Source organism: Nocardia sp. CC227C, assembly GCF_030767025.1.
Classification (GTDB): Bacteria; Actinomycetota; Actinomycetes; order Mycobacteriales; family Mycobacteriaceae; genus Nocardia.
On record NZ_JASITE010000001.1, the window covers coordinates 351,844 to 375,287 of the forward strand.

The window sequence follows — 23,444 nt, forward strand, 5'->3', positions numbered from 1 at the left end:
GTACCGGGTCCGCCGGGCCAGGACTACGGTGGATGTCGCTTGTGTACCGAATCCACCGGAGGTGTCTTGCGTAACGTCGCTCGTGTACTGCTCATGCTCCTGGCACTGGTGTGCGGTGCCGCGTTCGTCCCGACGACGGCGGCGGCCGCTCCGGCCCTCGACGACACCACCTCCGGCAAGCTCGACGAACTGCTGCGGGTGCGCGCGGCCGCGGGCGAGCGGAATACGGGCGAACTGCTGGAACTGCTGTCGCGCGAGTTCCTGGGGACGCCGTACCGGGCGAATATGCTCATCGGTTCCGCCGACCGGCCCGAAGAGCTGGTGATCGACTTCCGGGCGCTGGACTGCTTCACCTACCTCGACTACGTGACGGCGCTGAGCCGCTCCGCCGACCGGGACCAGTTCGTGGAGAATCTGATCCGGACCCGCTACACCGACGGGCGGGTCGATTTCGCACACCGCAAGCACTTCTTCACCGACTGGGCGCACACCGAGCGCGTCGCCGCCACGGATATCACCGCCGCGGTGAGCCCGGCGGCGGTGACGGTCGACAAGCGCCTCAACGCCAAAGCCGATGGCGGGACTTATCTTCCGGGTCTGCCGGTGGTCGAGCGCGCCATCACCTACATTCCCCGCGACGCGGTGGACGACGGCGTGATCGCCGGGCTGCGCACCGGCGACTACATCGGCGCGTACGCCGACGGGGCGGGACTCGACGTCACCCATGTCGGCTTCTTCGTCATGACCCCGTCCGGCCCGGTCTTCCGCAACGCGTCCTCGCTGGCGGAACACGACAGGGTGGTCGACTCGCCCTTCCTCGACTACGTGCGCACCACTCCGGGCATCGTGGTTTTGCGCCCGCTGTGACGCGGGGGTGGTGACACGCGGGCTCACGGTTGTGTCTCGCGTCACAAACAGACTCTACTGTTTGTCTCATGGGTCTATCGCGCTCGCAGTGCACCCGATCGACCGTCGCCTTGATTCCGCTGCGCCGCACGGCGATTGCCATTGCCGCCGGGCTGGCGCTGTCCGTCCCGGGCGGTGTGGTGCGGGCGGAACCGGCGCTGCCCGCGGGTCTGACCGACGCGGTCGGACGGGACCTGGGGCTGACGGCGGGGGAGTATCTGCGGCGCGCCGAGCTCGGTCAGCGGGTGGCGCGTTTCGCCGCCGACGCGCGGCAGCGTTATCCGCTGGCCTTCGCGGGAGCCTGGCTGGATGGTGCGACCCCGGTCGCGGCGCTGACCGCCGCCGAGGGTGCGGACGCGGCCCGGCGGGCGGCGCGGGCCGCGGGGTTCGAGGTGCGGGCGGCCGAGCGCAGCGAGGTGGCGTTGGGACGGGACAGGACGGCCTTCGACGGTTGGCTGGCCGACCAGCGGTGTGGTGCGCGAGGTCGACGTCACCAGCCGGGTGAGCGATCAGCACCGGCGCACACCCGCGGTGGAGCTGACCGGGCTGTTCCGCACCAATGCCTGTGCCCTGCCCGGTGACAGCGGTGGCCCGGTGCTCACCGGCACCAAGGCGCTCGGCATCTCCAGCAATGTGCCGTCCGTGAATCTGGCGCTGTGCCCGGTGCGCGAGCCGATCACCGCCGGTTCCGCCGACTTCGGCCCCGGCCTGATCGCCCAGCCCGTCACCGCCGTGCTGGACGAGAACCCGGGTATGACCCTGCGCACCGGGTGAGCGCCGTCGCCCGGGCGGCTATGGTCGAGTCATGGGCGTCATGGGTGAACTGTTTCCCGGCAAGAAGCTGACCGATGAGAACACCGAGGACGGCGGCGGCCAAACGCACCGGCCGCGCGTGGACCTCGACCTCGACGCCGGGGTGATCCGGGTATCGCCCGGAACCCGGCCCGCCGAGGGCGAGAGCGCCGACTGAGCGCTGGTCGCTGTGGCGCGGCGGGTACTCGCACCGTGCCTCGCCGCACACCGTGGTAGCCGGTGGCACACTCGACGCCACGCCAGCCGGTTCACACCGACTCGCATCGCGCTGCGTCACGTCGTCGAGTCGGATGCCGATCCCTCTCGGGAGGACGCGGTGGTGACGAAGGGGGCGGGACCGCCGAGACCCTGCCAGTCGGGCTGGGCGGCGACCGCGCGGTCCAGCGTGGTGCCGAAGGCCGCGGTGTCGGCGTCGATGGCGGCCAGGCGTTCCAGCACCGGTGGGGTGCGCTCCAGCGGGCAGGCGCGCAGCAGATCCGCGTACAGGGCGCGCAGCCGGCGCACCACCTGGAGGGAGTCGCGGCCGTAGTAGCGGATCTCGTCGACGGCGAGGGACAGGTAGTCCGACCACTCGGAGGTGCGGTGGGTTAGCCGCACCCTGCCGTCGCGGTCGCGGATGCGGGTGACGCCGAGGTCGCGCCCGGACAGATCGAGCAGCAGCGCGCCGATGTGGTCGAGCGCCTGCACCGCCGTGGTCGGATCGTTGACGGCCGGGGACAGCGCCTTGATCGCGATATCGACCATGACCCGCAGCGCGAAGGCCGGATCGGCCTCCACCACCCGTTCGATGCCGACCACCACGTGCCGCCGCAGCTTGCGCTCGGAAATCCCGGTCGCGCCGTGGATGTCGAACAGCGGCGCACCGGGCAGCACGAAATCCCCGACCGCGGGCACCACCACGATCCGGCAGTCGGCCCGCCGCGCGAGTTCGGCGATGGCGTCGTCGTCGAAGCCGAGCAGGACGCCGGCGCGGCCGGTGTGCCGGAGCACCCGATCCGGCGGCCCGTCGGCGGCCTCGTCGGCATCCGTCTCGCTCCCGTACGGATTCGGGTGCACGGCGGCGGCCGTCCGGGCTCCGGCGAGCGACACCCGGTCCAGGGCCTTGACCAGGCGCAGGAAGTTGACCACCCGGGTGAGCAGCGCGAAGAACAGGGCCACGCTGGTCAGGGCGAGCCCGACGGCCACCACCGAGGAGAGCACCGGCTCGTAGTCCTCCAGGCGCGCGGCCAGCCGCACCGAGACCAGCAGCGTGTACACGAAGGTCGCCATGAAGGTGCCCAGGGACGCGCCCAGCACCCAGTCCTGGGTGAGGCGGGGCGCGAAGCGCGCCGACATGGTGCCGGTGCCGAACTGGATGACCAGCAGCAGCACCGAGAACACGAAGCCGGTGAAGGCGATGGTGCCCGACGCCACCGCCGCGAGCACGGTCGCCATGACGGCCGGGTCGAACTTCCACGCGAACTCCCCCGGGGGCAGTTCGGCCAGGGTGTCGGCCAGCAGCCGGTCCAGATACGGCACCAGCCAGGACAGCAGCACCGCCGCCCCGACGATGAGAGACGGGAGCAGCCACACCCGTCGCTGCCGATACACCCAGCGAACCTCGCTGAACCAGGAAAGCACCCGCATCACCGCCGTTCGTTCCACAAGCGTGCTGCTCGGATGAGGTCGACCTTACCGGCGACCGGTCCGGGTCCCGGACCTCTCAGCCGCTCTCAGTTAATTCGTGGCATTGTCGATGAGGTGCCGTCCTCATCACCGTCGCAGCACGTGTCCACCCCGCCCGTGGCAGCGCACCGGCCCGTCGGCCCGCGCCGCACCTACCTCGGTATCGCCGTCATGCTGCTGCTGGGCGCGGTGTTCAGCGGGCTCACCGCCGTCGTGATGCGGGCGGCCGGGCCGACGGATGTCGATACCGCCCTGCACGACTGGGTGGTCGGCTTCCGGTCCGACGGGTTGACGCTGGCCGCCCGGATGGTCACGACCTGCGGCGACACCCTCACCATGGCGGTGCTGGCGACGGCCGTATGCGTGGGCTTCGCGTGGCGGCGGTGGTGGGAGTCCGCCGCGCTGGTCGGCATCGCCGCCCTGGGCGCGGCGGTACTGGTGGCGGTCGGCAAACGGCTCGTCGGCCGGGAGCGTCCGCCGCTGGACGGGCGGCTGGCCACCGAGAGCAGCCTGTCGTATCCCTCGGGGCACAGCCTCGGCTCATTCGTGGTGATCGGTGTCGTGGTCGTGGCCCTGCTGCCGCACCTGCGCGGGAGGGTACGCCCGGCCCTGCCCGCGCTGGCCGTGGCGCTGGTACCCGCCATCGGCCTGTCCCGGGTCTACCTCGGCGTGCACTGGCCAACCGATGTGCTCGCGGGCTGGACCCTCGGCGCGCTCTGGCTCGTCCTGTGCCGCACCTGCGGTATCGGGCGCGGGGTGGGTGCCCGATTGGCGCGGTTGGATCGGCGTCCTCCGCTCGACCCCCGGTAGTTCCGCCGTACCCGAAACCGGCCGCGCGGCATGGTTGGCGCTGATATCTTCTCGCCATGTCGGCCACGAAAGATCTTGCGACACCGGCCGAATTGGGTGTCGACGACGAGGAGCGGCCCGCGCGGACCCTGTCCGGGTTGCCGGAACGCCTCGTGGCCCTCAGTGGGTTCGCCATCGCGGTTCTGGTGCTGTGGCAGGTGTTTCGGCCGTTACCGCAGGGCAGCCAGTACTACCTCGTGGTCTTCCTCGCGGTCACCCTGCCGCTGGTCTTCCTGAGCTATCGCTCCGGGTGGCGGCACCTGGACGGGGGCACCGGATGGGTCGACCGGGCGCACGGGCCGGCACCCTGGGATTGGCTGCTGGCCGTGCTGGCGCTGCTGGTCTGCCTGTATCCGGTGCTGCCGCTGGCCATCGGATCCGGTGGCGGGGGGTATGACGCCTTCCTCGACCGGCAGGGTCTGCTCGATCCCGTCGACATCGCCATGGGCGCGCTGGTGCTGCTGCTCGTGGCGGAGGCGTGCCGCCGTACCACGGGCTGGGTGCTGCCGCTGGTGTGCGCGCTGTTCCTGGGCTACGGCTACTACGGCGGGCTGCTGCCGCAGCATTGGTCGGTGGCGCACGCCGGACTCGACTTCGACCAGATCGTGGACGCGCTCTACAACTCCGGCAGCGGGTTCTACGGCACCCCGCTGGATGTGGCGGCCAGCTATATCGCGCTGTTCACCATCTACGGCGCGGTGCTCGAATTCTCCGGTGCGGCGCGCTTTTTCGTGGAGCTTTCGGTGGCGGCGTTCCGGCGGTCGCGGACGGCGGCGGGCCGCACCGCGGTGACCTCCGGCTTCCTGCTCGGCACGGTCTCGGGCTCGGGGACCGCGACCGCGGTGACCAATGGCGTCGTCACCTGGCCGATCCTGCGCAAAGCGGGCTACCGACCCGAGCAGGCCGGTGGCATGCTGGCCGCCGCCGGTGTCGGTGCGATCCTCTCCCCGCCGACGCTGGGGGTCGCGGCCTTCATCGTGGCCGAGTACCTGGAGGTCTCGTACCTCACCGTGCTGCTGTGGGCGACGATCCCGACCCTGCTCTACTACCTGGGCATTCTGCTGGCGGTCGAGATCGACGCGCGCCGGTTCCACCGCCGGGGATCCGGCGACGGCGAACCGGCCGCCGATGCCGGACCGTCGGCATGGAAGCTGTTGGTGCGCTTCGGCTATCACTTCCTGTCGCTCATCGCCATCGTGGTGCTGATGCTGCTGGGGTTCGCGGCGACAAAGGCGGTGGTGTACGCCACCGCGCTCGCCTTCCTGCTCGCCGTCGCCGACCGCGCGGCGCGGCAATGGCATACGACGGCCACCCGGCGGGAAATGCTGCGCGAGTTCGCCTTCGGCTGCTTCACCGCCCTGTCCGGCGGTATCCGTGCCGCTCTGCCCGTGGTGGCGGTGTGCGCCGCCGCGGGCATCATCACCGCCATGACCACCAAGACCGGCCTCGGCGCACAGCTGGCCGGCGTCCTGGTGCGGACGGCGGAGGCGATATCCGACAATCCGACCGTGGTGCTGGCCTGCACCGTCGTCCTGGCCGCCGTGGCGCTGGCGCTGCTCGGGCTGGCCATTCCGGTGACGGCCTCCTTCGTCATCGGCTGGGTGATCATCGCGCCCGCCCTGCTGTCCCTCGGCGTCTCCGGCCCGGCCACCGCCATGTTCGTCTTCTACTACTCGGTGCTGTCGGAGGTGACGCCGCCGACAGCGCTGGCCGCGGTCGGTGCGGCGGCGGTGACCGGGGCCAAGCCGATCCCGACCATGTGGCAGACGCTGCGCTACGCGCTGCCCGCCTTCCTGGTGCCGATGGTCTTCGTGCTCACCGGCGCCGGTGAACGACTGCTCGGGCGCGGACCGATCCTGGAGATCGTGGCCACCGGTCTGATGGTGGCGCTGGGGGTGGCCGCCCTCGCCATGGCCACCGGGGGCTGGGTGTTCGGCGTCGGCGAGGCCGGGCGGGCGGCACGCGTCCTGGCCGGGCTGGCGGGGCTGGCCCTGCTGTATCCGAGGCCGGTCACCCTCGCCGTCGGTGCGGCCCTGCTCGCCGCGGCGGCGTTGCTCACCCGGCTGCTGCGCCGGAATCCACCCGTCGACGAAAGTCCCCCGGCGCGCGTCGCCGATCCGACAGGAGGCACACCATGAGAACAGTCGTGACGATCGCCGCGGTGGCCGCGGTGTCGGCGGCCCTGTTGACCGGCTGCGGTGGGCGACAGGACACACCGCGGGTCGACACCGGCGGCGAGATCACCTGCGAGGTGAACCAGGACACCCGGATCGGCATCGCCACCGGCAATGCCACCGGCGTGTACTTCGCCCTCGGAAACGCCTACGCGGAACAGATTTCCGCCGCCACCGACGGCACGGTCAAGGCCACCGCCGCCGAGACCGGCGCCTCGGTGCAGAATATCCAGCAGCTGGTGGCGGGCACCTACCAGGTCGCCTTCTCCCTCGCCGACACCGCCGCCGACGCCGTGCGCGGGACCGGCAGCTTCGAGGGGGAGCAGCCGGTGCGGGCGCTGTCGCGGATCTACGCCAACTACACGCAGGTGATCGTGCGGGCCGACGCGAATATCGGTTCGGTGGCCGATCTGCGGGGCAAGCGGGTCTCCACGGGTTCACCGAAATCGGGGACCGAGGTGATCGCGCAGCGGCTGCTCACCGCGGCCGGACTCGACCCGGACGCCGACGTCGCCGCGCAGCGGCTCGACCTGACCAAGACCGTGGACGGTATGAAGGACGGCTCCATCGACGCCATGTTCTGGTCCGGCGGGCTGCCCACACCCGGGATCACCGACCTGTTCACCACCGCCCGCGACGAGGTGCGCTTCCTCGACATCACCGACCTGCTGGACGAGATGCGCGCGGTGAACCCGGTGTACGAGCAGGGCGTCATCCCCGCCGCCGCCTACGGCCTGCCCGCCGATGTCGAGACCATCGTCGTCCCCAATCTGCTGCTGGTGCGCGACGATATCGACGCCAATCTGGCCTGCGTGCTGACCACGGTGCTCTTCGACCGCAAAACCCAACTGGAGCAAGTGAATCCGGCCGCCAAGGGGATCGACCGCGCGATCGCGGCCGAGACCGCCCCGGTGCCGCTGCACCGGGGCGCGGAGCAGGCGTTGCGGTAGGCGTTCACGGCCTTCGCGACGCCACCGCCCGGTTCGACCCGCGAGTCGGGGCGGCCAGGATGACGAGGGCGAGGACGAGAACGGCCATCCCGCACCGGGACAGGACGCTCAGCCGTTCGTGCAGCACCACGACGCCCAGCAGGGCGGCCACCGCCGGTTCGGCCAGGGTCAGGGTGGTAGCCACCTGAGATGTGGTGTGGCGCAACCCGTAACCGAACAACCGGTACGCCAGGACGGTGGTGCACAGCGCCAGATACAGGGCGACCGCCGCGCCGCGCGGGGCCAGCAGCCAGGACGGGCCGGTCGCCAGGACCACCGGCAGCACCAGCAGCGCGCCGCCGCCGAACATCGCGCCCATGACCGCGGCGGCGGGGCGTCCGGCGGCGATGAGCCGTCCGCCGAGCACGGCGTAGCAGGCGTAGGCGAGCCCGCCGCCCGCCGCCAGCGCCACGCCGAGCGGATCGACAACGCCGCCTCCGGTGGTCGAACCCAGAACGAGCACAGCGCATCCCGCCACCGCCGCAGGTGTCGCCAGCATCCAGCGTGGATCGGGGCGGGTCCGGGTGACGGCCCAGGCCAGCGCCCCCGCGAAGACGGGAGCGCAGCCCAGCGCGATCACCGTGGCCACGGCGACGCCGGTGCGCTGCACGGCCGGATAGAAGGTGAGCGGATATCCGGCTACCGCCACCGCCCCCAGGGCGATCTGCCACCGTTCGCGGCGGGTGCGCGCCGGTACCCCGCGCGCGGTGGCGTAGAGCAGCAGCCCGCCCAGCAGCAGTCCGGTGGATCCGGTGGCGGCTGCCGGAGTGCCCGAGGGTGCTTGGGTGGCAACGGTTCCCGTGGTTCCCCACAGCATCGCCGCGGTCAGGATGGCCAGCGATCCCCCGATCCGGGGTGAACGCCGGTGGGTAGCCCTACGGCGCGCGGCCGTAGCGGCGGAATGATTCGGCACAGTCGTGAACTTCCGTCGAATTCCGATAGGAGCTGGATTTCGAACGGGCGCACGACAATACCGCCGCGCGCGGCGGTATTACGGGAAGGAGCCGTCAGGTGCGCCCGGTCACGCGACCGGGGGCGGGGTGACGGTGCGCCAGTAGGTGCCCATGGCGTCGATCATAGCGGCCGCGGGGCGCAGCGCCCGCGGGCCGGAGGCTCAGCCGCGCGGGGTGAGCAGCACCAGGGGGATCTCCCGGCTGGTCTTGCGCTGATAGTCGGCATACCCCCGGAAGTTCGCGACCACGCGCGGCCACAGCGCGGCACGTTCCGCCGCGTCGGCGACCCGGGCCGTCATCGGCCGCCGCGGGCCGGACCGCATCGACACCTCCACCTCGGGGTTGTCGCGCAGATTCAGGAACCAGGCGGGGTGGGTGGGGTCGCCACCGCGTGAGGCCACGACGACGATGGTGTCGCCGTCGACGACCGGTGCGGTCAGCATGACTCGGCGCGGTTCGCCCGACTTGCGGCCGATGGTGGTGAGCTCGAGCGCGGGCATGCCCACGATGGTCCTGCCCAACCTGCCCCCGCTCACCCGCAGCAGTGCGCGATGCAGTGCGTTCTGGACCTTGAACTGAGCGTCGCTGGGCATGGGGCCGAATCTACCCGGCGCGGAACGGTCGGGCAGGCTACGCGGGCCAGCGGGGAGAGCGGCCGAGGAGGGCGACGATGCGGTCGAGGGTGTCCGCACCCGTCCAGGGCAGTCGGGGTGCGAAGGCGGCGCCGGGGGCGGTGCGGGAGCCGTCGTCGGGAACGAATTCGGCGATCGGCAGTGCGGCGGCGAGCAGGTCGTCGTCGAAGGTCGTGGTCCGGCCGAGGGCTCGGTCGACATCCCAGGTGTGCACCACGTAGTCGATGAAGTGGAAGGTGAGGGCCTGGCTGCCCGGGAAGCGGAATTCGGTGGTGAATTCGGGCAGCGGGAACGCGCGCTCGAGGATGTCGTCGGCGGTGAAGGCGTCCAGGACGTGATCGGCGGCGGCCCGGTAGTCGGCGACCGGGTCCAGGCCGAGCGGGCGGGGCTGCCAGTGATTCGGGTCGTCGTCGCCGCGGGCTGCGGCGGCGAAACCGCGGTGCTGGGCGATCATGTGGCTGAGCAGGTCGCGCAGGTTCCAGCCCGCGCAGGGGGTCGGCTTGCTCAGATCCGTCGGGGTGCAGTGCGATACGGCCGCGCTGCTGGCGCGGACGGTGCGGGCGTTCAGCGCGACGAGATCGGCGGGGGTGACGAGGGCGAAATCGGTAGGCATATACATATCGTATGTATCAGCGTACTATGTGTCGAGCGGTATTTTCTATCCATGCCGGAAGTGAAGCGCCCCGACCTCGCCGCCATGCTGGGGCCCCTCGGCCGCGCCCTCGTACAGGCGGAGCTGCCCATCCTCGAGCGCAACGGCCTCAGCATGTGGGGCTACTCCGTCCTGCTCGGCCTCGGCGAGGACCCCGTGTACACCCAGGCCGCCCTGGCCAAACGGATCAACGCCGACAAGACCCGCATCATCGCCGTGCTCGACGATCTCCAGCGGCGCGGTCTCATCACCCGCACCCCCGATCCGGCCGACCGCCGCGCCCGGCTGCTGTCCCTGACTCCGGCGGGACGCGACATCCGCGACCGCACCCAGCGGGAGATACAGGAGCAGGAGGAGCACTTGCTGTTGTCGCGGCTGACCCCCGCCGACCGCACGGCGTTCCTGCGCGCACTCCGACGCCTCAGCCAAGCGGTGCGCGAGCAGTCGGACTGAGCACGGGTGACCGCGGTCACGAGCACTTCCGCGCCCTGCGCATCGAGGGCAGGTCGGCCTTCCTGGTGGACGAGCGCAACTTCGGCGGCTACCGCAACTGCCGGATCTGGGTCTCGGTGCCGTCCGGCGGGACCATCCACCTCGAGTACGCGCCGCGGGAGGCGTCGGTGGACTGGGATGTGTGCGGTGCCGCCCTCGAGATCACCACGCTCGTCGCGCAGCGGGTGCGGTGAGTGGCACCGCGGGTCTCGGTCAGCGGTTGCGGTGGGCGACGAGTTGGGCCAGGGCGGTGAGCTCGCCGGTGGCGATATCGGGGGGCAGCGCCGCGAGTGCGGATCGCATGGCGGTGGCCGCACGGTGCAGGGTGCGTTGCCGCCCGCCCGCCGCTTCGACGAGTTCGGCCGCGCGCGCAGCCTTCTCGGGGGTCATGGGATGTGGGCCGTGGTAGAGCCGCGCCAGTTCGCGGCCGGGGGCGGTGTCGGAGCTGAGGGCGCACACCACCGGGTACGACTGTTTCCGGTGCAGCAGGTCGCTGTGCGCCGGTTTGCCGGTGATGGCGGGGTCGCCCCAGATGTCCATGGCGTCGTCGACCAGTTGGAAGACCAGGCCCAGTTCTCGCCCGAAGGTGTGCATGGCCGACACCGTGCGATGGTCGGCTCCGGCGCAGAGCGCGCCCAGGGCGCAGGAACAGCCCAGCAGCGCACCGGTTTTGCCCGCCGCCATGGCGAGGTACTCGGAGACGCTCACGCTGGAGCGGGTTTCGAAGGCGCAGTCCTCGTACTGGCCCTGACAGAGGGCGACGGTGGTGCGCGCCAAGCGGATGACGGCCTCGGCGGTCACCGCCTCGGGTACCCCGTCGGAGAGGACGCCGAGGGCCAGCGCCTGCAAGGCGTCGCCGAGCAGGGTGGCATTGGTCTCGCCCCAGACTCGCCAGACGGTCGGGCGACCGTGGCGGGTGTCGTCGGCGTCCATCACATCGTCGTGCACCAGGGAGAAGTTGTGCAGCAGTTCGACGGCCGCGGCGGCGTGCACGGCCTGGTCGACTCCGCCGCCGCAAGCCGCCGCGGCGGCGAAGGTGAGAGCGGGGCGAAATGCCTTGCCCTGCACGCCGGGAGCGGGCGCACCGGTGGTGTCGCACCAGCCGAAGTGGTAGCCCGCCATGCGATCCAGCGGATCGGGCAGCGATGCCACGGCGGCGCGCAGCACCGGTTCGATGGCGTGGCGGGCGTCGGCCAGCTGTCTGCGGGCCGCTCGCTCGCCGCTAGCCGGTTCGCGCACACTGGGCCCGTGTGGCGAGATCTCGGCGGGGAGTAGGTGATCTGTGTCGGGCGCGGCGACCGCCGCGCGGGCGGGGACCGCTCTGCGGGTGCCCTGCAGGCGTTGTCCCACCAGGTGTTTGATCGAATTCGAGGCTCGCATAATCAGTCCCACTCGCTCGGACACGGCCTCCTCGGGCGCATTCGGCTGCACTCGGCGGCCATGCGTAGAAGAAGCCCATCGTCCCATCGGAGCCTGGTGGCGCGGTACGTCACCAGGTTTCAGTTCGGCAACTCCCACCCGGATGCCGCGGCTCAGCCGAGCGGCGATCCGTGTTCGAGAGCCTCTGCCGGAGCGCTGGTGTAGCGCGCCGCCTGGTAGTGATAGTCCAGATTGGCTCGGACGTACACCGTGTAGTTCTGCGCGGTGGCAAGCGTGTCGGCGCGATCTCGTCCGGTGATGCCCGCCGCGTCGAGTTCGGCCGGTAGCCGGTCGATGGCGGTGCTCATGCGGTCGATGAGCTGGGTGAGCATGCTGTTCACCAGCGTGAGCGCCTGAGATCGCGTATGCCCGTAGTGATGTTCGGCCAACAGCACCGAGTTGTAGAGATAGCTCGACGCTTCGTCGGAGTCGACCGACAGCACATCGTTGAGCAGTCCCATATGTTCGACCGCGGCTTCGCGCAGCAGCCGCACGGCCGGCAGTTGTCGGGCGGCCGCGCACAGGTCGACCCCCTCGGCGATCTCGCTGATGTCCAGGAAGACGAACAGCGCCACCGAATCTCGGCGATGCGCCCGATAGGTGTCCATGTCGGGCAGGTGGCCGGTGCGGCGGCCGATGCTCTCGGTGTAGTAGGTCCACAGCCAGGCGCGGATCTCCGCGCGCACCGCCTCCCGCCAGGCGGTGGAGCGTCCCGCGCACAGCCGCCGCCACAGATCCGCGAACGCGACGGCCAGCACGCCCGAGGGCGGTTCGGCACCGTCGTAGACCGCGTTCAGGGCGGTGATGGTGTGCAATGTTCGCCCGGGATCCGGGATTTCGATATCGAACTGGTCGTCCACGATGAAGGCCCAGGCGGTGTACTGGCTGAGCAGCGCCAGGTCTTCCGTTCCGGCCTTCGGGCACCAGAGTGCGTACATTCGGGCGGGGCGGGTGCGTTCCATCCGCCGCCGCGTCGGCTCGGTCGGCACCAGGTCGTAGTGCTCGAGCCACTGCCACATCGTCTTCTCCGCCTCGGCCTCGGCGGGGTTGTGTCCCGCCGACGCGAAAGGCATGAAGAATTCGGGTTCATTCATCGAAACTGCCTATCCCCGAACCGTTTTTACCGTGAATTCGACAATACAGACGATTCGGGCACGGCGCGGCCACCGTCGGGTGACGGTCGGGCCGCGAGACGACCCTTCTCGTGTGGAAATCGTATCGAAATCGTTGCGAGCGTGACGAATCACCCAGAAAGGGCGGTGCCGCCGGTGCGCTGTCGCGCCCGCGAGCGACATACCGGCGAACCGGGCGGAAAGACCACCGCTGCCACCGGCTCATTCGCCGAATCCGCAGCGAACGCCACCGTATCGGCGCATCCTCGAGGAGTCAGCTACCGTGCAGCAATGAAGCGGCGCGGATCGAGTGCGCACGAGGAGCGTCCGATGGACACGGCCGATCTCATCTTCACCGGTGCTTCGATCATCACCGTCGACCCGGAGACCGAGGGTGCGACCGCCGTCGCGGTCTGCGCCGGGCGCATACTCGCCGTCGGCGGCCGTGAGGTGCTGTCGCTGCGCGGCCCCGGCACCGATGTGATCGAACTCGACGACCGCTGCCTGCTGCCGGGATTCGTTGAGCCGCACACCCATCCGACGCGGGACCAGATCCTGTTCAGCGAATCGGTCATCGATATCCGGCCGACGGCCTGCGCCACGGCCGCGCAGGTGCGCGCCGCCGTCGACGAGGCGGTGCGCGACGCGCGGCCCGGACGGGCACTGCTGTTCCACGGACTCGATCCCGAACTCCAGCCGGGCTTTCCGGAACCCACCCGGGAATGGCTCGACGAACTCGCACCGGACCGGCCGATCGTCATCCGGCAGAACGCGGGCCGGATCGCCTGGGCGAACAGCGCGGCCCTGCGGCTGGCGGAACTGAGCGAGGACACCGCCGATCCGTTCGGCGGCCATTTCGAACGTGACCGGTACGGCATGCTCACCGGCAAGGCGTACGAGGAGCCCGCCATCGCGGCGGTGACCGATCGCATCGTCGCCGACCGTCCGGATCCGGCCACCGGACTGCTGGCGCGCGAGCACGAACACTTCGCCGCCCGTGGCGTGACGCTGTGCGGCGATATGGGTTTCACCGACGAGATCCGCGTTCCCACCGCCCGGCTGTACCAGCGCGGCCTTGCCAAGGTGCGCACGCGCGCCTACGAAACCGCCTCACCCGGCATGGAGACCATCTGCCCGCGCGACAACGGCGACGACATGTTCCGCCAGATCGGCATCAAACTGCTGCGGGCACCCGACACCGCGCGGCACACCGCCGACCGACTACGCGAGCTGGTGCGCGCCTACCACCCGCACGGCTGGCAGCTGGCCTGCCGTGCCCAGGACGGCGACGAGGCGACCCTGGTGCTCGACGCGTACGAACAGGCGCTGCGGGAGTATCCGCGACCGGATCACCGGCTGCGACTCGAACACTGCGGGGCCATGACGCCCGAGCAGTTCCGGCGCGCCAACCAGCTCGGCGTCACCTGTTCGCTGTTCATGGACCACCTCTACTACTGGGGCGACGCCGCGACCGGAGACGGCGCGGACTCCGTTGCGCGGGGGACCGAATCGCATTGGGTGCGCGCCAGATCCGCACTCGAGGCGGATGTGCGGATCTCCTTCCACAACGACTGCCCGGTCACTCCCGAAGCGCCGCTGCACAATATGGCCTGCGCGATCACCCGGGCCTCCCGCCGGGGCCGTGTGCTCGGTCCGGACGAGGGCGTCAATCTGGAGCAGGCCATTCGCGCCCAGACCCTCGACGCCGCGTACCAGCTGTTCGCCGACGACGTCACCGGCTCGATCACGCCCGGCAAGTACGCCGATCTCGTTGTGCTGGACGTGGATCCGTACACCGTGACACCGGACGAACTGCCCGATATCGGTGTGCGGACGACCTATCTGGCGGGCGTGGCCACCCACCGGCGGTACTAGCGCACTCCGCTCAGCAGCTCCAGCATGCCGGAAACCGCCGCGGGCCAGGTGAACTGCTCAGCCCGGGTGCGGGCGGCACAGCGGCGCAGGGCCGGTGGCCGGGCCAGCACATCGGTGACGGCCCGCGCGAAGGCATCCGGGTGGTCGGCGGCGACCGCACCGCAGTCGGCGGTCACGATATCCGCCAGCGCCGAGGACCGGCTCGCCACCACCGGCGTGCCCGCGGCGAGGGCCTCCAGCGCCGCCAGTCCGAAGGTCTCGTGCGGGCCTGGAGCCAGTGAGACGTCGGCGGTGGCCAGCAGGGTCGCCAAAGCCCTACGGTCGTCGATGAATCCGGCGAAGTGCACCGCGGGACGGCCGTCCGCCAGCGCGGGAATGCCGCGGGCGCGCCGCTGTAGCGCATCGCGGCGCGGGCCGTCCCCGGCCACGATCAGCCGGGCGTCCACGCCCTCGCGGCGCAGCGCGCCCACCGCCTCGATACTGCGGTCCACCCGCTTCTCCACCGACAGCCGCCCGCAGTGCACCAGCAGCGGCAGATGGTCGGCGGCCAGATCGGTGCGCAGCCGCCGGTCGTGTCGCCGGGGGCTGAACAGATCGAGATCCACCCCGAGCGGCACCATCTCGACGTTGGGCGCGTCGATGCGCTCGAATTCCGCGCGGGCGAACGCGGTCGTGCAGACCACCATGTCGTAATCGCGCGCGGTGTTCCGATTGGCGATGTCGGCGGCGCGCCGGGCCGCCGGGCCGGGCAGCACCTGTCCCAGCAACCGGTCCAGCCGTTCGTGCGAGATCATGACCGAGGCCACGTCGCGGGCGCGGGCCCAGCGCCCGAAGCCGCGCAGGGTCAGGCGATCGGAGACCTCCAGCGCGTCGGGCCGCAAACCAGCCAGCACATCGGCGACGCGACGCGGATCGGCGGCCCGATAGCCGCCGGTGAACGGAATCCGCGCGGCGGGCACGGTGATCCGCAGCGTCCCCGACGGCAGCACCTCCTCGGTGCGCCGCGGCCCCGGCACGATGAGAACGACCTCGTGCCCCACCGCCGCGTAGCCGTCCCCCAGGTGGTGCAGCGCGGTCCGCAGGCCACCGGAGCGCGGACCGTAGAAGTTCGCCAGCTGCACAATGCGCACGCCGCCGATCGTGCAGGGTTCGGCCTTCCCGACGGCGCCCCCGCGCCCAACGGGACGTGAACAGCGGCGGAACAGCATCCGACCCCCGAGCGGCGGTCGCATCCGGGCGGTGATGCGGGTCGACGTGCGGCGACAGCGAGGTGAGGCGCGTCGTTTCCGCCCGTGTCGACGTCCGGGTGCGGGCGGACACCGCGCTGGAACACCGGATCGCCGTCGCCCGCCAGGACGACCACGGCGGTGACAGCGCCGTCGACGGGCCGGAGTGTCCGACCGGCCGGGAAGTGTTCGACCGGCCGGAACGGTGCGGTGGCGATCACCTGGGGATGAGAGATGCTCACGTTCTGTTTCCGCGGTAGCGACGACCCTGGTCGGTGTGCGGCCCGATCCGCGCGGTCCGGCGTCGCGAATATCGTTGTATGGCCCTGGATTCGATCGTGTCGATGGTCGTGCCGGTCCTGTTCGCGGGCGTGGCGGTGGCCGTATTCCTGGTCGGCGACCGGCTGCGGCCCGAGTCGTGGCGGCACGAGGACGAGGAGTCCGGGCATTCGTTCGTCCTGGACCTGGTGAACATGTTCTTCGCGGCGGTGGTGGCGTTCGTGGTGGTGATCGCCTGGCAGGAGTACGACAATGCGCACGCGCACACCGTCGACGAGGCCAAGGCGCTCATCGAAGTCCACACGGCGGCCGCCGATCTGCCCGAAGCCGAGGGCTCCCGGGTACGGGAACTGGTGCGCGACTACACCGCCGAGGTGATGTCGGGGGAGTGGGCGGTCATGGCCGATGAGGGGCGGCTCAGCGCCGCCGCGCAGGAGCGGCTCGACAAGGTGGGAGCGGCCGTGGAGGCGGTGCGATCGACCGATCCGGTGGTGGTCGCGGCGCGCACCGACGCGCTCGACGCGCTCGACACCGTGTTCGAGGCCCGGTTCGAACGCGCCCTCGCCGCCGAATACCACCTGCCCCGATTCCTCTTTCTCGCACTGTGGTTGGCCACCGCCATGCTGTTGTGCGGGACCGTGCTCTCCGGTGTCGTGGTCACCCGGCGCAGCGTGATCATGACCGCGCTCTTCGGGCTGGTCGTCGGAGGTGTGATCATCGCGGTCTACCAGCTGGACCAGCCGTTCTCGGGCGCGAACGTGGTGCCCATGGATGCCTTCGAACTGGCGTTCACACGCTTCGAACCGGGCGAATAGCGCATTGAGACCGGCCGCAATGAGACCGGATATGACAGCCGACACCACGGGTGGCCGAACACGAACCGCGGCACGGCGTTTCGGCCTGGCGCTGCCGATCGCCGCAGCCCTGCTCGCCCTGCACCCGACCCCGCTACCGGCCGATCCCGGCCTGAGCGAGCTGCCCGCACTCGGCGAGCTGATCACCGGCAGCGCCTCGGGCAGCGGCATCATGCCCGGCGCGCCGGAAACCACCGGCGGTCCAGCGCCTTCGACCGACCCCGAAACCCTCGGCAGCGCCGAACCGCTGGGTAGTGCCGGGTTGGCAGCGGGTGGGGATTCCGAATCCCCGGGCGGCATGGTGGATCGTGGTGGGGGAGGCGGGGGAGCTGTTGGGGTTCGAGTCCGGGAGTGTGGCCACCGCGTGTGCGGGCAGTGCCGTGCTCGGGAGCGCCGCGCTCATGGCCGGGGTCGGGTCGAGCGGGTCCGGGTCGCTGGTGCCCGGACCGACGCACGCGGCGGCGATCTGCCGCCGAACCCCGCGTCGGGCTGTACCGTGGTGGCGACCTCGTCGACGACCACGAGGCCGCCGTCGGCCGCGAGTCGAACCGCCCGGATCCGCGGATCAGCCACCGCGATCGGGTCCGCCGCCGGTACCCGGCCGACAACCGAGAATCACTGAAGCCGAACCCCATTCATTACGGGAGCCTGATATGACCTTCGACGACCCCCGCGACAGCGGGCGGCGACTACGCGACGACGATATTCGCGTCACCTCCGGAAAGACCACGCTGACAGGGCATCTCACCATTCCGGAGCGTCCGATGGGTTTGGTCGTCTTCGCGCACGGCAGCGGCAGCGGGCGGTACAGTCCGCGCAACCGGCACGTGGCGGCCGTCCTCGACCGGGCCGGAATCGGCACGCTGCTGGTCGATCTGCTCACGCCGAGCGAGGAAGCCGCGCGCGCCAATGTCTTCGACATCGAACTGCTGGCGCGACGTCTGGCCGATGTGACCCGCGCGCTCGCGGGGGAGAGCCGCGCCGACGGCCTGGCGTTGGGGTACTTCGGGGCCAGCACCGGCGCGGCCGCGGCCCTGTACGCGGCCGCCGACACCGAGCTGGGCATTCGCACCGTGGTGTCGCGCGGCGGACGACCCGATCTGGCCGGTGCCGCGCTGTCCCGGGTGCAGGCGTCCACGCTGCTCATCGTCGGCGGTGACGACCCGCTGGTGCTGGAACTGAACCGCGGCGCACAGGCGGCCATGACCTGTGAGACCGAGATGCGGGTGATCCCCGGGGCCAGTCACCTGTTCGTCGAGGAGGGCACCCTCGACCAGGTCGCCGTGCTCGCCCGCGACTGGTTCACCACCCGCCTCGCCCCGGCGACCGCCGCCAGCTGACGCCCCGCCGATGTGGTCGGCTTCCTCGCCTCGGCCGAATCCCGCTGGGTGACCGGCCAGTGGTCGATCGGCAGCGGGACGCCCATCCCCGTGCGATACCGGCTGTGCCGGACGGAACACGCCGTCGTCGCGTGCGGAGGCCGGGCACCGGCCGCGGCCTCCGGGTGGGCGACGTGCCCCGTTAGGGGTTCAATCGCACCGGCAGCCGCTGGTGGCCGTTCGACACGAAACTGACCACGGGCTCGTACTCGGCCCGATCGGCGGCCAGCCGCACGTCCGGGAAGCGCTCGAACAGCGCGGGCAGCGCGATGGCCGCCTCCAGACGGGCCAGGGGAGCGCCGATGCAGTGGTGCGCGCCGTGGCCGAACGCGACATGCTGGTCCTTGGTGGCGCGGTGCACGTCGAACGCGTCGGCGTCGGCGCCGTGGACCTTCGGATCGCGGCTGGCGGCGGCGTAGGAGGCGAGGATCGCCTCCCCCTTGGGGATGCGGAAGCCGTCGATATCGATGTCCTCCACGGCATAGCGCAGGGGCAGATGCGCGACCGGTGACTGATAGCGCAGCGCCTCCTCGATCACATCCGACCACGGCACCCGGCCCGCGCGTACGTCGGCGAGCTGCTCGGGGTGGTTCAGCAGTGCGAAGATGGCCTGGTCGAGCAGGTTCACCGTGGTCTCGTGCCCGGCATTGATGACCAGCATGAGGGTGTCGCAGAGTTCCTTGTCGGTCAGCTGCGCCCCGTCGTCGTCGCGGGTGGTGATGAGAACGCTGGTGATGTCCTCGCTCGGATTCTCCCGCCGGTAGGCGACGAGTTCGCCGACGAGCCGGAACATTTCGAGATAGTTGGCCTGCGCCTGCTCGGCGGTGAAGGTGCCGTCGAAGAAGCCGTCCACGCACGTGTGCATGGCCGGGCCGAGATGGTCCGGAATGCCGATGAGCTCGCTGATCACTCGGATCGGCACCGGGTAGGCGTAGCGGGCCCGCAGGTCCACCACCGCGTCGGCCGGTCCGGCGGCCAGCTCGTCGAGCAGGGCCGCGGTGATCTCCTCGATGCGCTCACGCATGGCCGTGGTGCGGCGGTGGGTGAAGGCGGGGGAGACCAGTTTGCGCAGCCGGCGGTGGTCGGCGCCGTACGCGGTGAACATATTGTCCACCGCCACCCACGGCAGCAGCGGCCACGATTCGGTGATCTCGCCGTTGATGAAGGCCGACCAGTGCTGACGCGGATCCTTGGAGACGCGCGGATCGGCCAGCAGTCCCTTGAGGATCGCCTGGTCGGTCACCGACCAGGCGGGTACGCCGCCGGGCAGCTCGATCAGCGCGATCGGGCCGCGCTCGCGGATCCGCGCGTTCTCACCTTGGATATCCGTGCCCGTCGGGTCCAGGACGATCGGGTCATACTCCATCGGACAACTCCTTAAACCGAATTCAGCGGAGGGGACGGTGGGAAGACGACCGGCAGCGACGCCATGGCCCGGTGGAAAGGTCCCGGCCGCCAGACGATCTCGTCGGGGCTGACCGCCAGCCGCAGTTCCGGCAGCACATCGAGCAGCTGGTCGATGGCGTCCTGAACCACCAGGTAGGCAACCGATTTGGCGGGGCACGCGTGCGGCCCGGCGCTCCACGCCAGATGGGAGCGGTTGCCGGTGCGGTCACCGCCGCGAATCCGGGGATCGTTGTTGCAGCCCGCCAGGCTGATGACCACCGGCTGATGCGCGGGCAGCCAGGTGTTGTCGATGAGGATCGGCTGACGCGGATAGCTGATGCTGAAGTTCGCCATCGGCGGGTCGTTGAACAGCACCTCGTCGAGCGCGTCACGGGTGGAGAGGCTGCCGGTGAGGAAGCCGCCCGCGAAGCGGTCGTCGGTGAGCATGAGCAGCAGTGTGTTGGTGATCAGATTCTGCTGCGGCTCGATGCCCGCACCGTAGAAGCTGATGAGCTGGTAGAGCATTTCCTCGTCGGTGAGGTTGGCCGGATGGACGGCCATGCGCGAGGTGACGTCGTCGGCGGGCTCGGCCCGGCGCAGCGCGATGAGTTCCATCAGCGCCTCGCTCAGATGCTGCATGCCCCACGCCGCGTTGACGGTGTCGAAGAGCGCGGCCATTCCGGTGGCCACCCGCTGCCCCAATTCCGCCGAGCAGCCCACCATTTGGTTGAGCACCTCGAAGACCAGCGGAAAAGCGTACTGGCTCACCAGATCCGCCGATCCGGTCTCGCAGAAGGAGTTGATCAGCGGGGCGGCGACCTGCTCGACGGTGAGATGCAGGGTGTGCAGGTCGATGCCGTCGATACCGGCGACGTAGCTCTGCCGGTAGCGGGCGTGGGTGGGCCCGGTATTGCGCAGGGCGTTCGGATACCACTGCATCATCGGCTTGACCGGGCACTCGTCGGGCACCGACTGCTGCCACACCCGCGGGTCCGCGGGGAAGTGGTCCGGGTCGTTGAGGATGCGCAGCGCCGTCTGATAGCCGATCACCAGCGTGGCGGGCACACCCGGGGCCAGTTCGATGGGGACGAGCGAGCCGTACTTGTCGCGCATCTCCCGGTAGGCCCGGTGCGGGTCGGCGGCGAACTCCTCCGAGTGCAGCACCATATGCGGGCCGGAGGAGTCGAGCGGCGATCCGTAGTGGACCGGTAGGGCGTCCGTGGTGGCACCGAAGTGCGGTGGGGTGGTCAAAGGTGTGACTCCAGATAGGGGAACAGCCGATCTATCACCCGAGACCATCTCACATTCCTTGCTGCCCTACTGATTTCGCCTGTCCACGCTAGCATTCGGACGGCGAACCGGCTCCCGATGCGCCGCGGCCGGGAGCCGGAAGCCCACGCACGCACCGCCGTCGGGGTGATTCCCGGCGTGCGTGACGCCGCCGTGCGCGGTCACGATATCGCGGACAATGGCCAGGCCCAGGCCGGATCCGGGGGTGGAGCGGGTCGCGTCGGCGCGATAGAAGCGGCCGAAGACGGCGTCGGAATCGGCGGCGGCGATACCCGCACCGTGGTCCCGCACAGTGAGATCGGACGCGTGCACGGTGATCTCGACCGGGTCGCCCGGCGGGCCGAACTCGAGAGCGTTGTCGAGCAGGTTGTCGACGCAGCGGGCCAGGGCGCGCGGGAGCGGCCCGGCCGGGCGGCTACAGGGTGACCGGGTAGACCGGTTCCTGGATCTCCGGCTTGATGCGCTGTTCGACGAAGATGCCGTGCCAGATCATGAAGACCAGCAAGGTCCACAGGCGGCGGCTGTGGTCGGAGGTGCCCGCGCGGTGGGCGTCGAGCATGCCCAGCACCGCCGCCTTGTCGAGCAGGTGGTCGGTGGCGGAGTCGGTGATCTGCTGGCGGGCCCAGTCGTAGAGTTCCGGGCCGCGCAGCCAATGCCGCAGCGGGACGGGGAAACCGAGCTTGGCGCGGTGCAGGACGTGCGGGGGCACGATGTCCTCCAGAGCGCGGCGCAAGGCGTACTTGGTGGTCTCCTTGGTGATCTTCTGGTCCACCGGGATCTTCTCGGCGACCGCGAAGACCTCCGGATCCAGGAACGGCACCCGCAGTTCCAGCGAATTGGCCATGGTCATCTTGTCGGCCTTGACCAGGATGTCGCCGCGCAGCCAGGTGAACAGGTCCAGATGCTGCATGCGCGCCACCGGATCCCAGTCGCGGCCCTGCATGGCCCAAATGGGATCGGTCACATCGCGATGCGTCCACTCCGGGCGGAAATCGCGCAGCACCGACCGCAATTGGGCATCGTTGAAGCTGCGGGCATTGCCGTAGTAGCGGTCCTCGAGGGTCAGTGAACCGCGGTGCAGCAGGCTCTTGCCGCGGGTGCCGTCGGGAATGCGCTCCGACAGCTTGCCCGCCAGGCGGCGCAGCGGCTTGGGCAGATACTCGAACGGCCTGAGCGACAGCGGTTCCCGATAGATGGTGTAGCCGCCGAACAGCTCGTCGGAACCCTCGCCGGACAGTACCACCTTGACGTGCTTGCGGGCCTCCTTGGCCACGAAGTACAGCGGCACCAGCGCCGGATCGGCCACGGGTTCGTCCAGATACCAGACGATCTCGGGAATGGAAGCGGCGAACTCCTGAGGGCTCACGGTGCGGATGAAATGCTTCGCGCCGATCGCCTCGGCGGTCTCGGCGGCCACATCGGCCTCCGAGTAGCCCTCGCGCTCGAAGGCCGAGGTGAAGGTGAGCAGATTCGGATTGTGCCGGATGGCCAGCGCCGCGATGGCGGTGGAATCGATGCCGCCGGAGAGGAACGCGCCCACCGTCACATCCGCGCGCATGTGCTTGGCCACCGAATCCTCCAGGGCCTCGGCGATCTCGCGGTAGCGGTACTCGGCGGTATTGGGGCGCTGCGCCGCCGGACGCGGCCGCGTGGTGGGTGGCTGCGCGGTCACCTCACCGGGCTTCGCGAACGGCACCACCCGGAAACGCGGATCGAAATAGCGCGTGATCCTCGGTGCCTGTCCGGGCTCCACCCACGCGTAGCAGCCCGACTCCAGCCGCCGGACGTCCCGGTGCAGGGTCTCCGGCTCCGGCACGTACTGCAACACCGTGTAGTGCTCGAGCGCGCGCGGATCGAGGGCATCGCTCAGGCCGAGCCGCGGGAGCAGTTCCAGCAGGCTCTTCTTCTCACTGGAGAAGGCGGTGCCGCCCGGACCGGTGGCCAGGAACAGCGGTTTGATGCCGAACCGGTCGCGGGCGATGAACAGCTTGCGGGTCTCGGTGTCCCAGATGGCGAAGGCGAACATGCCGCGCAGGCGAGCGGCAGCCTCCGGGCCCCAGTAGTGGAAGGCCGCCGCGATGGTCTCGGTATCGCCCTCGGTCGCGAACATGGGCTCGGCCCCGAACTCGGCGCCGTGCTCGGTGGTCAACTGCTCGCGCAGCTCCAGGTAGTTGTAGATCTCGCCGTTGAACGTCATGGCGTAGCGCCGCCGGTTCTCCGGCGGCCCCCAGCGCAGCGGCTGATGCGAATGTTCGATATCGATGATCGAGAGCCGGTTGAAGCCGAACACCATGTGCTCGTCGTGCCAGGTGCCCCGCTCATCGGGGCCGCGGTGGCGCTGGCACACCAGCGCATCGTGCAGCTGCGCCGCGATGGCTTCGGCAGTGGTCCCCTCCGGCGCGCCGGAAGTGTCAACGGTCAGATAGCCGAGCAGTCCACACACTGCGACGAAAACCTCGCTTCGGGAGTCAGGGGTACACCACGCCCAGGACAGGACGG

The 23,444-nt window shown here is 70.3% G+C and carries 22 protein-coding genes and 1 pseudogene; 12 read left to right on the forward strand and 11 right to left on the reverse strand.

All coding sequences use genetic code 11. The features are described from left to right. Nucleotides 1-66: 66 nt before the first annotated feature. From QMO76_RS01520 to QMO76_RS01535, 4 genes are all read left to right on the forward strand, one after another. Nucleotides 67-867, forward strand: coding sequence for a DUF1460 domain-containing protein (locus tag QMO76_RS01520; RefSeq protein ID WP_306359310.1), 801 nt, complete (start codon nucleotides 67-69; stop codon nucleotides 865-867). Nucleotides 868-935: 68 nt separating this feature from the next. Then, nucleotides 936-1,487, forward strand: coding sequence for a hypothetical protein (locus QMO76_RS01525; RefSeq protein WP_306359311.1), 552 nt, complete (start codon nucleotides 936-938; stop codon nucleotides 1,485-1,487). Continuing rightward, entirely contained in the window at nucleotides 1,438-1,680 is a 243-nt protein-coding gene (locus QMO76_RS01530; protein WP_306359312.1) for a hypothetical protein, read from the forward strand. The genes QMO76_RS01525 and QMO76_RS01530 overlap by 50 nt, the downstream gene beginning before the upstream one ends. 31 nt (nucleotides 1,681-1,711) lie before the next feature. Continuing rightward, complete coding sequence (locus tag QMO76_RS01535; protein ID WP_306359313.1) at nucleotides 1,712-1,876, forward strand: hypothetical protein; 165 nt, start codon at nucleotides 1,712-1,714, stop codon at nucleotides 1,874-1,876. A gap of 116 nt (nucleotides 1,877-1,992) precedes the next feature. Here QMO76_RS01535 and QMO76_RS01540 read toward each other — a convergent pair whose 3' ends face one another. Next, nucleotides 1,993-3,363, reverse strand: a complete 1,371-nt coding sequence (locus QMO76_RS01540; protein WP_306359314.1) for a DUF2254 domain-containing protein — start codon at nucleotides 3,361-3,363, stop codon at nucleotides 1,993-1,995. A 123-nt stretch (nucleotides 3,364-3,486) separates the two neighbouring features. Here QMO76_RS01540 and QMO76_RS01545 point away from each other — a divergent pair, with 123 nt between their 5' ends. Genes QMO76_RS01545 through QMO76_RS01555 form a run of 3 tightly spaced genes read left to right on the forward strand, consistent with a single transcriptional unit; the run spans nucleotide 3,487 to nucleotide 7,357 of the window. Further along, the gene (locus QMO76_RS01545) at nucleotides 3,487-4,194 is read left to right on the forward strand and encodes a phosphatase PAP2 family protein (RefSeq protein ID WP_306359315.1); all 708 of its coding nucleotides are present in this window, start codon (nucleotides 3,487-3,489) and stop codon (nucleotides 4,192-4,194) included. Between the two features lie 56 nt (nucleotides 4,195-4,250). Next, nucleotides 4,251-6,371, forward strand: a complete 2,121-nt coding sequence (locus QMO76_RS01550) for a TRAP transporter fused permease subunit (protein WP_306359316.1) — start codon at nucleotides 4,251-4,253, stop codon at nucleotides 6,369-6,371. After that, nucleotides 6,368-7,357 carry a TAXI family TRAP transporter solute-binding subunit gene (locus tag QMO76_RS01555; protein ID WP_306359317.1) on the forward strand — a complete coding sequence of 330 codons (990 nt, stop codon included), beginning with the start codon at nucleotides 6,368-6,370 and terminating at the stop codon, nucleotides 7,355-7,357. Before QMO76_RS01550 ends, QMO76_RS01555 begins: the two co-directional genes overlap by 4 nt. A 4-nt stretch (nucleotides 7,358-7,361) precedes the next feature. Here the strand turns inward: QMO76_RS01555 and QMO76_RS01560 are convergent, their stop codons facing one another. The 3 genes from QMO76_RS01560 to QMO76_RS01570 form a co-directional block, all read right to left on the reverse strand. Continuing rightward, nucleotides 7,362-8,309 (reverse strand): DMT family transporter, encoded by a 948-nt coding sequence (locus QMO76_RS01560; RefSeq protein ID WP_306359318.1) that lies wholly within the window; start codon nucleotides 8,307-8,309, stop codon nucleotides 7,362-7,364. 201 nt (nucleotides 8,310-8,510) lie between these two features. Next, nucleotides 8,511-8,942 carry a nitroreductase family deazaflavin-dependent oxidoreductase gene (locus QMO76_RS01565; protein ID WP_306359319.1) on the reverse strand — a complete coding sequence of 144 codons (432 nt, stop codon included), beginning with the start codon at nucleotides 8,940-8,942 and terminating at the stop codon, nucleotides 8,511-8,513. Nucleotides 8,943-8,979: 37 nt separating this feature from the next. Then, nucleotides 8,980-9,594 carry a TIGR03086 family metal-binding protein gene (locus QMO76_RS01570; RefSeq protein WP_306359320.1) on the reverse strand — a complete coding sequence of 205 codons (615 nt, stop codon included), beginning with the start codon at nucleotides 9,592-9,594 and terminating at the stop codon, nucleotides 8,980-8,982. Between the two features lie 51 nt (nucleotides 9,595-9,645). Here QMO76_RS01570 and QMO76_RS01575 point away from each other — a divergent pair, with 51 nt between their 5' ends. Next, nucleotides 9,646-10,086, forward strand: coding sequence for a MarR family winged helix-turn-helix transcriptional regulator (locus tag QMO76_RS01575; RefSeq protein ID WP_306359321.1), 441 nt, complete (start codon nucleotides 9,646-9,648; stop codon nucleotides 10,084-10,086). A gap of 65 nt (nucleotides 10,087-10,151) precedes the next feature. Then, nucleotides 10,152-10,319 carry a hypothetical protein gene (locus QMO76_RS01580; RefSeq protein WP_306359322.1) on the forward strand — a complete coding sequence of 56 codons (168 nt, stop codon included), beginning with the start codon at nucleotides 10,152-10,154 and terminating at the stop codon, nucleotides 10,317-10,319. 19 nt (nucleotides 10,320-10,338) lie between these two features. Here QMO76_RS01580 and QMO76_RS01585 read toward each other — a convergent pair whose 3' ends face one another. Continuing rightward, nucleotides 10,339-11,505, reverse strand: a complete 1,167-nt coding sequence (locus tag QMO76_RS01585) for a polyprenyl synthetase family protein (RefSeq protein WP_306359323.1) — start codon at nucleotides 11,503-11,505, stop codon at nucleotides 10,339-10,341. A 152-nt stretch (nucleotides 11,506-11,657) separates the two neighbouring features. Continuing rightward, a complete protein-coding gene (locus QMO76_RS01590; RefSeq protein WP_306359324.1) occupies nucleotides 11,658-12,638 on the reverse strand; it encodes a hypothetical protein in 981 nt (326 codons plus the stop codon). A 348-nt stretch (nucleotides 12,639-12,986) separates the two neighbouring features. Here QMO76_RS01590 and QMO76_RS01595 point away from each other — a divergent pair, with 348 nt between their 5' ends. Then, nucleotides 12,987-14,531 carry an amidohydrolase gene (locus tag QMO76_RS01595; protein ID WP_306359325.1) on the forward strand — a complete coding sequence of 515 codons (1,545 nt, stop codon included), beginning with the start codon at nucleotides 12,987-12,989 and terminating at the stop codon, nucleotides 14,529-14,531. Here QMO76_RS01595 and QMO76_RS01600 read toward each other — a convergent pair. Next, nucleotides 14,528-15,661: a glycosyltransferase gene (locus tag QMO76_RS01600; protein WP_306359326.1), complete on the reverse strand. Its 1,134-nt coding sequence runs from the start codon at nucleotides 15,659-15,661 to the stop codon at nucleotides 14,528-14,530. The genes QMO76_RS01595 and QMO76_RS01600 overlap by 4 nt on opposite strands. Nucleotides 15,662-16,077: 416 nt before the next feature. Here QMO76_RS01600 and QMO76_RS01605 point away from each other — a divergent pair, with 416 nt between their 5' ends. Next, on the forward strand, nucleotides 16,078-16,851 hold the full coding sequence (locus tag QMO76_RS01605; protein WP_306359327.1) for a DUF4239 domain-containing protein: 774 nt from the start codon (nucleotides 16,078-16,080) through the stop codon (nucleotides 16,849-16,851). A 707-nt stretch (nucleotides 16,852-17,558) separates the two neighbouring features. Then, nucleotides 17,559-18,230: pseudogene (locus tag QMO76_RS01610) on the forward strand (dienelactone hydrolase family protein); the annotation flags it as partial. A 181-nt stretch (nucleotides 18,231-18,411) separates the two neighbouring features. Here QMO76_RS01610 and QMO76_RS01615 read toward each other — a convergent pair. The 4 genes from QMO76_RS01615 to asnB form a co-directional block, all read right to left on the reverse strand. After that, the gene (locus QMO76_RS01615) at nucleotides 18,412-19,635 is read right to left on the reverse strand and encodes a cytochrome P450 (protein ID WP_306359328.1); all 1,224 of its coding nucleotides are present in this window, start codon (nucleotides 19,633-19,635) and stop codon (nucleotides 18,412-18,414) included. An 11-nt stretch (nucleotides 19,636-19,646) separates the two neighbouring features. After that, nucleotides 19,647-20,906, reverse strand: coding sequence for a cytochrome P450 (locus QMO76_RS01620; RefSeq protein ID WP_372341867.1), 1,260 nt, complete (start codon nucleotides 20,904-20,906; stop codon nucleotides 19,647-19,649). A 66-nt stretch (nucleotides 20,907-20,972) separates the two neighbouring features. Next, nucleotides 20,973-21,332, reverse strand: a complete 360-nt coding sequence (locus tag QMO76_RS35235; RefSeq protein WP_372341878.1) for a sensor histidine kinase — start codon at nucleotides 21,330-21,332, stop codon at nucleotides 20,973-20,975. Nucleotides 21,333-21,360: 28 nt separating this feature from the next. Then, nucleotides 21,361-23,388: an asparagine synthase (glutamine-hydrolyzing) gene (asnB, locus tag QMO76_RS01630; protein ID WP_306359330.1), complete on the reverse strand. Its 2,028-nt coding sequence runs from the start codon at nucleotides 23,386-23,388 to the stop codon at nucleotides 21,361-21,363. Nucleotides 23,389-23,444 lie beyond the last annotated feature (56 nt).